The sequence below is a fragment of the Stutzerimonas stutzeri genome, assembly GCF_000935215.1.
GTDB lineage: Bacteria > Pseudomonadota > Gammaproteobacteria > Pseudomonadales > Pseudomonadaceae > Stutzerimonas.
The window spans coordinates 25447-37365 of record NZ_JXXD01000095.1 but is presented as its reverse complement, the minus strand read 5'-3'; the positions used below and the strand labels follow the sequence as shown (position 1 = coordinate 37365).

The window sequence follows — 11919 nt, the reverse complement described above, 5'->3', positions numbered from 1 at the left end:
GCGCAGGCCGAGCGCAAGGGCGAACTGTTGATCAGCGCCCGCGCCAGCAAGGAGACCCGCATTCGGCAGACTTACGATGATTACGGCCCGCATGTCGGCGTAGGCCGCTACGGTGGCGGCTACGGCTCAGGTTATGGCGTGGGGACGAGCGTACCCATCGTGCGCAACTACGAGGAAGAGGTGCTCTCGGTGCGTATCGAGATGTTCGACGCGGCTTCCGGCCAATCGATCTGGAGCAATCGCGCCGAAGCACGTAGCGGCGGTAGCCGCGCCAAGCAGCAGGATGCGCTGCGCGAGGCGGTGCAGCGGGCGCTGGCGGACTACCCGCCGCGCTGAGCGTGACGGCGATGCAGACTCAGCACCGCACCGAGGCCTAGACTGAACAGATTCCACCCCCGGAGAACGATCATGTTGCGCTGCCTGTTGCTGATACCTCTGCTCTTCGCGCTAGCCGCCTGCCAGGGCCCGCAGGTGCAGCGCGATTTCGATCCGACGCGGGATTTCTCGGCCTATCGGGCCTGGAGCTGGCAGGAACCGGCGCTGCAGTACCGGCCTGACGATCCACGAATCAAAAGCGACCTCACCGAACAACGCATCCGCGCGGCGATCGCCGAACAGCTCGATCAGCAGGGGCTGCGTCCCGCCACGGCCGGCAAAGCGGCGGACCTCAAGGTGCAGGCCTGGTACATCGTCGACCAGCGCACCCAGCAGTACACGACCACCTCCGGCGCCTGGGGCAATCCCTGGTACGGCTACTGGGGTGGGCCGATGTTCACCGACACCCGCACCATCGACTACCAGGTCGGCACGCTGCAGATCGACCTGTATGACGCCGCTGACGGCAAACTGGTCTGGCGCGGCAGCGCCGAGCAGACCCTGAGCAACCGCCAAGGCACCCCCGAGCAACGCGCCGGCAGCATGCGCGAGCTGGTGACACGGGTGCTGTCGCAATACCCGCCGCGCTGAGCCAAGCGCAGCGAACCGCTGTCCCGCTATGGCGAGTCGTATCCCGGCTCGCCATACTGTCGCGCCCTGATTCCGGAGATCCGAAATGCCTGCCGTTGCCTGGTGGTTACTCACCCTTCCGTTCATTGCCGGCGCGATGCTGCCCCTGCAGGCCGGAATCAACGGCCAGGTCGCGCGTCACCTCGGCAACGTGATGGGCGCGGCACTGCTTTCGTTTACCGTGGGAACACTGGCGCTGTTCGTCATCGTAGCAGTCCAGCGCGATATCCCGGCGTTGCAGACGCTGAAGGGCCTGCACTGGTGGCACTGGTGTGGTGGGCTGCTGGGGGCCTTTTTCATCGCCACGGCCGCCTTCGCCGCACCGCGCACGGGAGCGCTGCTGTTCATGGCGCTATTGCTGGCCGGCCAGCTGTTCGTCGCCTTGCTGCTGGATCACTTCGGCTGGGCCGGCTTTCGCCAGTCCAGCATCAGCTTCGGCAAGGTCTCCGGTCTGCTGCTGATCTTCGCCGGCGTCTGGCTGATCCAGCGCGGCTAGCAGGTGCGCGGCGGACGTCACTCGTGCTCGAAGGCGTAGAACAGGTTGGGCTCGCTGACCAGATAGAGATTGCCCTGTGCATCGAAGGTCATCCCTGCGGCACGCTGCGCTCGAGTCCGGCAAACCCGCTCCAGAGCGAGCGGAAGCTGACCAGCTCGCCCTCGGCGTCGAGCTCCAGCATCATCTTCGCCTCGTCGCTGAGCAGCACCAGATGGCCGGTACGCTCGTCGAAGTGCACCGAGGACAGATCACTGGCCATGTCCAGCTTCTCAATCCAGGCCTCACGGTCGATGATCTTGATGTCCATGTCACCTGCCAGACTGCGCTTGATGCCCTGGATCTCGTAGAGCTTGCGCGGTGAGTGCTCCTTGACCACGAACAGCCGATCACCGGCGCGGTCGTACCCGACGCCCTCGAAACCGGTATTGTCCTCGTCGTTCAGGGCCAGAGTGATGGAGCGGGCGTCGGTACGCTGCAGCGGCCCGGCAATCTTGGGAACCTGCACGATCAACAGCGACTGCTTGCGCTCCTCGGTCAACACAAGCAGGTCATCACCCAGATAGGTCACGCCCTCGACGTCCTGGAACCCGCGCAGCGGGTAGCGCGCGAGGAAGCCGCCATCCTTGTCCAGCGCCAGCAGCTCTTCGGGGTTATTGACGACGCCCCAGAGATGATCGCGGCGTTCGTCATAGGTCAGCCCGGAAAGATTGTCTTCCACCGTGGCTACCTGCAGCGCGTCGATCTTCACCCGGTATTCGGGTAGCCAGAGGCTGTGCCTTTCCCAGCTGCTTTCATGCCAAGTGGTTTTCAGCGTATAGAACAGCCGCTCGTCCAGATGAGTGGCGGTGACAACGTAGAGCAGGCCGAAAAAGACGCAGCCATAGGCCCAGGCGGGGCGCAGTGTCTTGATTCGTTCCAGGCGCGCTCTGGCAATGGCCAGCATCGTTGGTCTTCTCGTTCTGGGAATGGTAGGCAGGCTGCCTGGCGCTTGTTGCAGTTGCATGAAGGTCGGGAACGCATGATGCGCTAAGGACTCACAGCGACATTCCGACCGCCTCCTGCCCTGGTGGTTCCAGCGCAGCGGCGACCGTTCGGAACTCTCGGGCGCACTCGAGAGCCCAATGCCCAGAGCCGTGCTTGGGCACCGCAATCGAACGTTCAGGAGAGTGATACATGCGGGTAGAAGGATTCTTCGAATGGCTGGGACAGGCGCTGGGCGCGGTCATACGTTTCATCGTCGAGGCGCTGGGCGACTTCTTCGGCCTGTTTGCCAGGGCCGGACACAATTTCCTCGAGGGGTTGTCGCGTACGCTGGGCATGGACCGCTCTCTGATCAGCCTGGTAGCACTGGCGATCGGCCTGCTGTTGCTGGTTGCGGCGGTCCGCGCGTTCTTTCGCGGCTCGATCATCGGCGGGCTGATCTGGCTGTTCCTCGGGCTGTGGCTGCTGAGCTGGTTGATTCACTGACGCGCAGCCTAAAGCTCGGACTTTCCCTCTTTCATTGCATGCCACGTATAGTGCCGGGCCGTCCCGGAGGCCCGTAATGTCCAGCATGCTTGCCGCCTGGCGCCACGCCCCAACCCACAGCAAGGTGTGGGCGCTGGCGGCGCCGATGATCCTGTCGAACCTATCCGTTCCGCTGGTCGCACTGGTGGACAGCAGCGTGATCGGCCATCTGCCGCACGCGCATCAGCTGGGCGCAGTGGCGGTCGGCGGTAGCCTGTATACGCTGCTGGTGTGGGTGATGGGCTTTCTGCGCATGGGCACGACGGGCTTCGCCGCCCAGGCCGCTGGTCGCAACGACGGCGGCGCCCTGCGCCAGATCCTCCTGCAGGGGCTGCTGCTGGCCCTGGGTTTCGCGCTGTTGCTCGGGGTGCTCGGTGTGCCGCTGAAAGGCGCGGCCCTGCAGCTCATGCAGCCCTCGGCCGAACTGGACGAACTCACCCGTGATTATTTCCACACGCGGCTGTTCGGCCTGCCCGCGGCGCTGGCCAGCTATGCGCTGATCGGCTGGTTCCTCGGCACGCAGAACGCGCGCGCGCCACTGGCCATCCTGCTGACCACCAATCTGATCAACGTGGCGCTGGACCTGTGGTTCGTGCTCGGCCTCGACTGGGGCGTGGCCGGCGCCGCACGCGCCTCGGTGATCGCCGAATGGAGCGGCGCGCTGCTCGGCCTGGCGCTCACCCGCAACGCGCTGGCCCGCTATCCCGGCCGCCTCGATACTCGCGCGCTGCGCCGCTGGTTGAGCTGGCGGCCGCTGATGGCGGTCAACCGCGACATCTTCCTTCGCTCGCTGGCGCTGCAACTGGTGTTTTTCCTGGTGACGGTACAGGGCACGCGGCTAGGCGATGCGACGGTCGCCGCCAACGCGCTGCTGCTCAACGGCCTGCTGCTGACCGCGCACGCCCTCGATGGATTGGCTCATGCCGTGGAAGCCTTGGCCGGGCATGCCATCGGTGCCCGCAACCGCGACGCACTGCAGCGAGTGATGGTGGTCGCCGGGGGCTGGTCGTTGCTGGCCAGCGTCGCCTTCGGCCTGTTCTTCCTGCTTGGCGGCCACCTATTTATCCAGCTGCAGACCGACATTCCCGAGGTCCGCGCGACCGCGCTGATCTACCTGCCCTATCTGGCGGCGTTGCCGCTGATTGCGGTCTGGAGCTATCTGCTCGACGGGTTGTTTATCGGTGCAACCCGCGCGCGGGAGATGCGCAACAGCATGCTCCTAGCGGTGGGCCTGACGCTGCCACTGGGCTGGCTGCTGCAAGGGCTTGGCAATCACGGCTTGTGGCTGGCGTTTCTGAGCTTCATGCTGATGCGCGGCGTCTGCCTGGGCGTGCTCGCTCAGCGCCTGCAGCGCCACGGAGCCTGGTTTAACATGGGCGCGCCGAGCACCACACACTCCGAAGGACACTGAACATGGCCTACGCCATCGCCGCCTACCTGCATTTTCTGGCGATATTCCTGCTCTTTGCCCTGCTGCTGCTGGAGCACCAGCTGTTCCGTCAGCCGCTGACGCTGGAGCGAGCGCGCAGCCTGTTCCGTATCGACATCGCCTTCGGTATCACCGCGGCGGCGGTACTGGCCAGCGGGGCGGCCCGGGCCATCCTCTATGGCAAAGGCCTGGACTACTACCTGAAGAACAGCCTTTTCCACGCCAAGATCGGCCTGTTCGTGGTGGTCGCGGTGCTCTCCATCTATCCGACCCTGACGTTCCTGCGCTGGCGCCCGGCCTTGTCCGCAGGCCAGGCACCGATCATCTCGGACAGCAGCGCCAGATGGGTCAAGCTGACCATCCGCCTGGAGCTGCTGCTACTCCTGCTGATCCCCTTGCTGGCGTCGCTGATGGCACGGGGCTTTGGCGTAATGCCCGGCTGACGCCGGGCTCACGGCTCAAGGCGTCAGATAGGACGAGCGCGTCAGCCCCAGACGTAACGCGTCGATGTACTGGGTGCGCTCCTTGGCACTCAGCTTGGCGCTGGCGACCTTGTCGCGGTAATAGGTCATCAGCTCCTCGGGCGACAGGTGCACGTAGCGCAGCATGTCCTCGATGGTGTCGTGGGTCTCGATGCCGGCGTGGTAGTAGCTGCCGTCCTCACGCTGATAGACGTTCACCGAGTCGGTATCGCCGAACAGGTTGTGCATGTCGCCGAGAATCTCCTGATAGGCACCGACCAGGAACACGCCGAGGAAGTACTCCTCGCCAGGCGCGACCTCGTGCACCGGCATGCTGCTTTCGATGCTCTGCTCGTCGACGTAGTGCTTGATCTTGCCATCCGAGTCGCAGGTCAGGTCCTGCAGCACAGCGCGCCGCACCGGCTCCTCGCTCAGCCGCTGCAGCGGCACGATCGGCAGGATCTGGTCGATCGCCCAGGTATCCGGAAGGCTCTGGAATACCGAGAAGTTGCAGATGTACTTGTCCGCCAGCTTGTCGTTGAGCTCGTCGAGCACCGCCCGATGCGAGCGCTGACGGGCCTTGAGCTGGTTGTACAGGCGTCGGCAGATGGCGAAGTAGCTCTGCTCGGCCAGTGCCTTCTGCGCCAGCGTCAGCTTGCCGGAGGCGTACTGCGCGCTGGACTCGCTCATGTAGTGGGTAGCGCGCCAGTAGGTCTCGGTGACCATTTCCGGGTCGGTCGGTCCGAGCAGGTCGGCCAGCGACTGCACGATCTCCGGCAGTTCGTCGTAGTTGTCGATCACCGGCAGCTCATCGTTGTGCCGCTCGACGTCGGTGACCTGCATGACCAACACCGCATGATGCGCCGTCATGGCACGCCCGCTTTCGGAGAAGATGTTCGGGTGCGGCAGCCCCTGTGCCTCGCAGAACTCCTTGAGCATGCCGACCACGGTACCGGCGTATTCGTCGATGTCGTAGTTGATCGAGCTGGCATTGCGCGAGTGGGTGCCGTCGTAGTCGACCCCCAGTCCGCCGCCCACATCGATGTAATCCACCGGCAGGTTCAACGCCCGTAGCTCGGCGTAGTAACGAATCGCCTCACGGAAGCCCTGACGATAGTCGGCCAGATTGGCGATCTGCGAACCCATGTGGAAGTGCAGCAAGCGAATGCCCTGGTCCATTTCTGCGGCGCGGAAGCGTTCGATCACCGAGAGCAGCTGCGCCGCGGACAGGCCGAACTTGGAGCGCTCGCCACCGGTATCGGCCCACTTCGACGATGCCAGCGACGACAGGCGCACACGCAGGCCGACCTGCGGGGTCAGCTTGAGCTCGTTGGCCTCCTCGATCACCAACCCGACCTCGGACTCCTTCTCGATGACAATGAATACCTTGTGGCCGAGCTTCTGGCCCATCAGTGCCAGGCGGATGAACTCGCGATCCTTGTAGCCATTGCAGACGATGGTGCCGCCCTTCGGCGCCAGTGCCAGCACCGCCATCAGCTCCGGCTTGGAGCCGGCCTCCAGGCCGATGGAAACGTTCTGCGTGGCGATGATGTTCTCCACCACCGCTTCCTGCTGGTTGACCTTGATCGGGTACAACGCGGTGTACTTGCCGGCGTACTCCATGCGCTCGATGTTGGCATCGAAGGCACCGGTCAGGCGCCGCACGCGGTCCTGCAGGATGCCGGGGAAACGCACCAGCAACGGCAGCGACAGCCCCGCCTCGCGCAATTGCTCGATCAGGCCGTTGAACTCGATCGGCTCGCCGCTCGGCCCTTGCGGGCGCACTTCGACATTGCCCTGGTCGTTGATTGCGAAATACCCAGCGCCCCAGTGGCGGATACCGTAGATGCTGCGGCTGTCGGCAGCGGTCCACTGGCTACCGTCGTCTTTACGTGTGCGTCGTACAGGCATCAAGGCCTCCCGGAAGAAATTGAGTGTTTCGCAGCGAGCAGAACCGTGCGGCGAAGGCTATGCGGCTTCGACAGCCGATATGCGGAAAATGGTGAAAATCGGTGGAGGCGTCACATCGGCGCTCAGCCACCGGACTTCTTGGCCTTGAAGCCACGTTTGTTCAGCTCGTCGATCAGCAGCTGAACGTGGTCGCCCTGAATCTCGATGACGCCGTCCTTCAACGCGCCACCCGTGCCGCAGCGGCGCTTCAGCGCGCTGGCCAGCTCCTTGAGCTCGGTCTCGGGCAAGGGAACGCCACTGATAGTCGTCACCGTCTTGCCGCCCCGCCCCTTGCTCTCACGGCGCACCCGCGCAATGCCGTCGCCTTCGGGCAGAACGCTCTGTTTGCAGATGCAACTGCCCAGCGGTTGACTGCACTCGGGACAATGCCGACCGGCATCGGTGGAATAGACCAGCCCGCTCAGGCCGGCCAGGGAAGTGGTTTTCTTCGCCACACAAACCTCACTCGCCAATCTGGCTCTGCCTGGCAGAGCCGAAGTGCCGGCTAATTTACCAGCAATGCGAGTTGGTAGCAGAACAGAGTCCGGGCGACGGATATGAAACCCGGACTGCTTGTGAAACCGGAGTACGCGAAGGGCCGATCAGCTCTTCTGATCGGCGATACGCCCGGCCGGTGCATAGGGCGATGGATCCACGATCGGCGCCTGCTCAAGCATCAGATCGACAAGCAGCTGACAGGACGCCGGCGCCAGCACCAACCCGTTGCGGAAGTGCCCGCAGTTCAGCCACAGCCCGTCGAAACCGGACACGGCACCTATATAAGGAACACCATCCGGCGAGCCGGGCCGCAAGCCTGCCCAGTGCTTAACCACTTGCGCGTCGGCCAGCGCGGGCAACAGCTCGATCGCTGTTGCCCTCAGGCTTTCCAGCGCGTCTTCGGTCGGCGTCTTGTCGAAGCCGACATCTTCCAGCGTGCTGCCGACCAGGATATGGCCGTCGCGCCGCGGAATCGCATAGCGCCGCTTGGCCAGCACCATGCTCGGCAGGAAGTCCTCCGCGCACTTGAATAGAATCATCTGCCCCTTCATCGGCTTGACCGGAATCTCCAGCCCCAGCGTCGCCAGCAGCTGTGCGCTCCAGGCGCCAGCAGCCACTACAACCTGATCCGCTCGCATCTCGCCCTGCGCTGTCTGCACGCCCACGATACGCGTACCGTCGCGGAGGAAACCCTCGACCGCGCACTGCTCGATCACAGTCGCATCCGGCAGCTGCCGCAGCGCTTCGCGCAAGGCGCGCAACAGACGAGGATTGCGAATGTTGGCAACACCCTCCATGTAGACGGCGCGCTCGTAACCCTCACCCAGCGAAGGCACTGCCTGGCGCACGGTCTCCATCGACACCGACGTCAGCGGCCGGCCATAACGCTCAGCCCAATTCAGCGCCTCCGCCTCGTCATGCAGATCCAGCCAGTAAAGGCCGGTGACATGCACCTCGGGGTCCACCCCCGTCTCTTCCAGAAGCCGCTCGCCAAGCTGCGGATAGAAATCCTGCGACCAATGCGCCAGCGCCGTGACCGCTGGGCTGTAGCGCCACGGATAAAGCGGCGAAACGATACCGCCGCCGGCCCAGGAAGCTTCGCGACCAACATCGCCCGACTCCAGCAGCAACACCGACGTGCCTGCCTGAGCCAGGCGATAGGCGGACAACAACCCGATGACACCGCCACCGACAACGATCACTTCTTGATTCACATGCCTCTCCAACCATCTGGTTCACATTTCTGCCCGTCCTCACTTGGACTGACGGGCAGGCTGCTTTAAAAGAGCGTCGTGTATCTCGCGAACGCCAATACACATAAAGCAGCCAGGACGGCTGAGCATCATACGTGCAAAGGAACCGCACTATGGCGAACCGAAATCAAGGCTTCACACTAATAGACCTGATGGTCACGCTGTCGGTATTAAGCGTCGTCGCTGCGATAGCTATCCCCGCGTTCGGCAACATGATTGAAAGAAGTCGCCAGGAAGCGCTGAAGGATGAGGTCGAAAGCACACTGCACAATGCCCGCACGCAAGCAGTTCTACGGCGCCGCACCATAGAGATATGTGGAAGCGGAGACGGGGCAACATGTTCGACGAACTGGGCAGATGGCTGGCTTGTACGCACTACGACAGGGCAAACACTGCAACTGACCCAACTTCCACATCAAGCTGAGCTCAGCTGGATTGGCTTTAGCGAGAGCATTCGTTTTCGCGATAACGGGGCGTCGCCCGCCAGCAATGGGCGATTCTACCAATGCCATGGCGGGCAGGTTGCGTGGCAAGTCGTCGTCAGTCGTCAGGGACGAATACGCCAGGCCTCCGAGACAGAAAACGCCGCCCAAGCGGACCTATGCCAGTGAGGCTGAACCACGGACTTCAGCTGCAAACATCGACTCCATCACAGCTCAAACTGAAGCCTCGACCGTTCATCCATACAATCGTACCAACGATCTTCCCCATGCGGACAACGCATCAACGCATTTGCATCATCCACTCACGATTCCCTTGGAGTACATCATGTCAAGCAGAACCGACATGCACGGATTCACCCTGGTCGAGCTGATGATCACTCTGGCGCTGCTTGGTATTTTCGCAGCCATCGCGGTCCCCAGCTTCAACAGCCTGATCCGTAATAACCAAGTGCAAAGCAAGGCAGAGGAACTGGTTATCTTCCTCCAGCATGCACGCGGTCAAGCGGTCCTTAACCGACAGGCATACGAAGTACAGATCAAGAGCAATGCGCCCTGGGAAATCAGCAACGCGGGAAGCGGGGAAGTGGAGCGAATCTTGGAGCATAACCCCGCACACGCGGAGATCCTCAGCTCAGCCCTGAGCGACGACAAGCTGGTCTACCGGGCCAACGGCACCGCTACAACGGCCAAGTTCACCATATGCCGCGACTCAGACCCGACCACGGGCTATCTGCTCGAAGTGCAAGCTAGCGGCGGCCTCGTTCTCTACCCGCGAGGCAAGAAAGACGGAGCTGCCTTGGACAGCTGCACACCATGAGGAACTCAATGAAAACCAATAAAGGCTTCAGCCTGATCGAGGTGTTGGTGGCCCTACTGCTAACCACCATCGGCGTACTCGGCATGGTGGCTTTGCAGGGACGCAGTATCCAATACACGCAGGACTCGGCACAGCGCAACACTGCCATCGTCTTGGCCGGAGACCTCATCGAAATTGTAAGAGCGCACCCGAAAGAGCTGTTCAACACCTCGCCGCCGCAATTTCCTATGAACAGCGGGTTAAAAGACAGCTCCATTTTCTACAAAGACGCCGGCGATGAACTCGCCGACCGCGAAAGCTGCGTGGCGAGTCCGACCCGAATCGCAAAAACAGCAAAAGAACTGCGCGACTGCTGGGCGGACAAGGTTGAAGCGTTATTGCCAGGCGGGAGCGAACTATTCGACAGCGACGTGTACATCTGCCGTAGCTCTACACCAGGTGATTGCGATGGCAAGGGCTCAATGCTTGAAATCCGCCTGGCCTGGCGAGTTCGTGAATGCCTCGATGCAAGCAATTCCGATGTCTGCAGCTATACAGTTCGGGTAGAACCATGAATCACTCTAGATATCAATTTGGCTTATCAATGGTAGAGCTGCTTATCGCACTAGCGATCAGTAGCTTTCTAATCCTCGGTATTACGCAAGTCTATATCGACAACAAGCGTAATTATGTCTTCCAACAGAATCAGGCCGGAAACGTAGAAAATAGTCGTTTCGCCGCTTTAGTCATTAACGACTACCTAGGTAAGGCCGGTTATCGCCGTACGCCTTCAGCACTACTGGACATCGTTTTCCCCAGCCGCCCGGCTTCCGGTGGATGCCTTGCGTTCAATGCAGGACATGCCGCGACCGGCCTGAATCCCAGTGAAGGTGTCGGCTTCTGTATTCGCTATCAGCCACAGACCGGCAACGAACTGGACTGTCAGGGCGCTGCTAGTGCTGTTACATACGATGAGGCCTTCCCTTCGTCCCCGCCTGATGCTGGTGACTTGACCGTTCTAGCGTTCAAGTACGAACCCAGCAGCGACGACCAGCTGCAAGACGGCCGCCTATTGTGCAAAAGCCTCAACGCAACCAGCCCGCAGTACGGCGAGGTACTCCGCGGCATTGCGGACCTGCGTTTGGACTTCGGTGTAGGTAAGACTGACATGCTCGAAAAGGAAGTCACCACCTTCATCCAGCAAGCAGATTGGACACCCGCCAGTGGAGCAATTCGTAGTGTGCGCTATGCCCTGCTACTCGCCAGCCGTGCAGGGCAACGCGACGGCGATGATTCGAAGGTTCTCGACGACTGGATGTTAGAGGCCTCAACGGAAGCGAAGGCCCGACTGGAAGAAGCAGATAACAAGCGCATCTACCAGGTAGCAGGCGCCACGCAAACCATCAGGAATCTCATGCCATGACGTTCAATTCCCGCAAATCTCAGAGCGGAGCGGTGCTCCTCGTTTCCCTCGTCATGCTACTGGTATTGACCGTGCTGGCCGTCAGCAGCATGCGCGGCGTGACGCTCGAGTCCCGCATTACGGCAAACCGCCAACACGACATGAAAAGCCAGAACATTGCAGACGCGGCATTGCGCGAAGCTGAATTTCGTTTTTACGGTCCCGGCAATCTGGCTGACAAGCTTGAAGCCAAAGCAGCGAACTGTTTGGCGGCGAACACGCTGAAGACCAATGGAATCAACAGTCCCTGCCTGCTTGAAGTCAAGACGGTTCGCCTGTTGGCATTCGTGGACCAGCCGCAAAAGGCCGGCGGGGATGATTTGCTAACCGCCTCGAACGTCTGGATGCCTTATCGCGGCACGGACCCTAAGGCCGATACCGACGCCAACGCCAACGCCCACTTCAACAGCATCCTGGCGGCTGAAACAGGTAAGGCGGCCGTCAATGCCGAGTACGGCGGGCGCGGCGAGGGAAGCGGCACCTATTTCTATCTCAACAATGGCAAAACCGACGACGCCCTCTATCTGCAGTCGACCCACGCCAACATCTACCTTGGCCTTAACAATTGAGAGCCGACATCATGTTCCGTTTTCATCCTTATTCTCGCGTTAAGACGCTCT

Annotated in this window: 14 protein-coding genes and 1 pseudogene; 11 read left to right on the top strand and 4 right to left on the bottom strand. The window is 61.8% G+C overall.

Going from position 1 to position 11919, the window contains the following annotated elements; all coding sequences use genetic code 11:
- The 3 genes from LO50_RS11120 to LO50_RS11110 form a co-directional block, all read left to right on the top strand.
- A partial coding sequence (locus LO50_RS11120) for a DUF4136 domain-containing protein (RefSeq protein WP_044315025.1) occupies positions 1 to 336 on the top strand: 336 nt, incomplete at its 5' end.
- Between the two features lie 72 nt (positions 337 to 408).
- The gene (locus tag LO50_RS11115; RefSeq protein WP_042927684.1) at positions 409 to 966 is read left to right on the top strand and encodes a DUF4136 domain-containing protein; all 558 of its coding nucleotides are present in this window, start codon (positions 409 to 411) and stop codon (positions 964 to 966) included.
- A gap of 85 nt (positions 967 to 1051) precedes the next feature.
- Positions 1052 to 1501, top strand: coding sequence for a DMT family transporter (locus LO50_RS11110; RefSeq protein WP_003302186.1), 450 nt, complete (start codon positions 1052 to 1054; stop codon positions 1499 to 1501).
- Positions 1502 to 1518: 17 nt separating this feature from the next.
- Here LO50_RS11110 and LO50_RS11105 read toward each other — a convergent pair.
- Positions 1519 to 2504, bottom strand: a pseudogene (locus tag LO50_RS11105) (SdiA-regulated domain-containing protein).
- A gap of 170 nt (positions 2505 to 2674) precedes the next feature.
- Here LO50_RS11105 and LO50_RS11100 point away from each other — a divergent pair.
- From LO50_RS11100 to LO50_RS11090, 3 genes are all read left to right on the top strand, one after another.
- Positions 2675 to 2968: a hypothetical protein gene (locus LO50_RS11100; RefSeq protein WP_003302182.1), complete on the top strand. Its 294-nt coding sequence runs from the start codon at positions 2675 to 2677 to the stop codon at positions 2966 to 2968.
- Positions 2969 to 3044: 76 nt separating this feature from the next.
- Positions 3045 to 4418 carry an MATE family efflux transporter gene (locus LO50_RS11095; protein WP_044315024.1) on the top strand — a complete coding sequence of 458 codons (1374 nt, stop codon included), beginning with the start codon at positions 3045 to 3047 and terminating at the stop codon, positions 4416 to 4418.
- Positions 4419 to 4420: 2 nt separating this feature from the next.
- Positions 4421 to 4879 (top strand): DUF2214 family protein, encoded by a 459-nt coding sequence (locus LO50_RS11090; protein WP_041014872.1) that lies wholly within the window; start codon positions 4421 to 4423, stop codon positions 4877 to 4879.
- 15 nt (positions 4880 to 4894) lie between these two features.
- Here LO50_RS11090 and speA read toward each other — a convergent pair whose 3' ends face one another.
- From speA to thiO, 3 genes are all read right to left on the bottom strand, one after another.
- On the bottom strand, positions 4895 to 6808 hold the full coding sequence (gene speA / locus LO50_RS11085) for an arginine decarboxylase (protein ID WP_014821432.1): 1914 nt from the start codon (positions 6806 to 6808) through the stop codon (positions 4895 to 4897).
- A gap of 122 nt (positions 6809 to 6930) precedes the next feature.
- Entirely contained in the window at positions 6931 to 7302 is a 372-nt protein-coding gene (locus tag LO50_RS11080) for a translation initiation factor Sui1 (RefSeq protein WP_044315023.1), read from the bottom strand.
- 147 nt (positions 7303 to 7449) lie between these two features.
- Entirely contained in the window at positions 7450 to 8559 is a 1110-nt protein-coding gene (thiO, locus tag LO50_RS11075) for a glycine oxidase ThiO (RefSeq protein ID WP_044315022.1), read from the bottom strand.
- A 152-nt stretch (positions 8560 to 8711) separates the two neighbouring features.
- Here thiO and LO50_RS11070 point away from each other — a divergent pair, with 152 nt between their 5' ends.
- The 5 genes from LO50_RS11070 (at position 8712) to LO50_RS11050 (ending at position 11868) form a co-directional block, all read left to right on the top strand.
- Positions 8712 to 9209 (top strand): GspH/FimT family pseudopilin, encoded by a 498-nt coding sequence (locus tag LO50_RS11070; RefSeq protein ID WP_044315021.1) that lies wholly within the window; start codon positions 8712 to 8714, stop codon positions 9207 to 9209.
- Between the two features lie 157 nt (positions 9210 to 9366).
- Complete coding sequence (locus LO50_RS11065; protein ID WP_044315020.1) at positions 9367 to 9858, top strand: GspH/FimT family pseudopilin; 492 nt, start codon at positions 9367 to 9369, stop codon at positions 9856 to 9858.
- 8 nt (positions 9859 to 9866) lie between these two features.
- Complete coding sequence (pilV, locus tag LO50_RS11060; RefSeq protein WP_044315019.1) at positions 9867 to 10412, top strand: type IV pilus modification protein PilV; 546 nt, start codon at positions 9867 to 9869, stop codon at positions 10410 to 10412.
- The gene (locus tag LO50_RS11055; RefSeq protein WP_044315018.1) at positions 10409 to 11260 is read left to right on the top strand and encodes a PilW family protein; all 852 of its coding nucleotides are present in this window, start codon (positions 10409 to 10411) and stop codon (positions 11258 to 11260) included. The genes pilV and LO50_RS11055 overlap by 4 nt, the downstream gene beginning before the upstream one ends.
- Positions 11257 to 11868 (top strand): PilX N-terminal domain-containing pilus assembly protein, encoded by a 612-nt coding sequence (locus tag LO50_RS11050; RefSeq protein ID WP_044315017.1) that lies wholly within the window; start codon positions 11257 to 11259, stop codon positions 11866 to 11868. The genes LO50_RS11055 and LO50_RS11050 overlap by 4 nt, the downstream gene beginning before the upstream one ends.
- Positions 11869 to 11919 lie beyond the last annotated feature (51 nt).